The sequence below is a fragment of the Photorhabdus sp. RM71S genome, assembly GCF_042879355.1.
In the GTDB taxonomy this organism is placed as follows: Bacteria; Pseudomonadota; Gammaproteobacteria; order Enterobacterales; family Enterobacteriaceae; genus Photorhabdus; species Photorhabdus kayaii.
The window spans coordinates 1-446 of sequence record NZ_JBHFKV010000204.1 but is presented as its reverse complement, the minus strand read 5'-3'; the positions used below and the strand labels follow the sequence as shown (position 1 = coordinate 446).

Annotated in this window: 1 tRNA gene and 1 rRNA gene; both read right to left on the bottom strand. The window is 48.4% G+C overall.

The features are described 5' to 3' along the window. Positions 1-224: 224 nt before the first annotated feature. Positions 225-300: transfer RNA gene (locus tag ACGF5R_RS24530), tRNA-Glu, on the bottom strand. Positions 301-382: 82 nt separating this feature from the next. Beyond that, positions 383-446: ribosomal RNA gene (locus ACGF5R_RS24525) — 16S ribosomal RNA — on the bottom strand; the annotation flags it as partial.

The window sequence follows — 446 nt, the reverse complement described above, 5'->3', positions numbered from 1 at the left end:
GCCTAGGCATCCACCGTGTACGCTTAATTGCTTAACCTCACAACCCGAAACTGTCTCGGATTGTTCAGCTTGAGAGACTCGTCAATAATACCTCGACGATATTATCGACAGTTTCAATTTTTCAGCTTGTTCCAGATTGTTAAAGAGCTTATATCGCTAAACAGATTCACTTAAATCCGCTTAAAGATAACTTGACAACGCCTCTCACCCGTCATCATGCAATATGGCGTCCCCTAGGGGATTCGAACCCCTGTTACCGCCGTGAAAGGGCGGTGTCCTAGGCCTCTAGACGAAGGGGACACGCGGGTCAGCTTCGCAGACTCATTTGCACTCTACTTTCATCAGACAATCTGTGTGAGCACTGCACTCAACCTATCTCAGGTAAGGAGGTGATCCAACCGCAGGTTCCCCTACGGTTACCTTGTTACGACTTCACCCCAGTCATG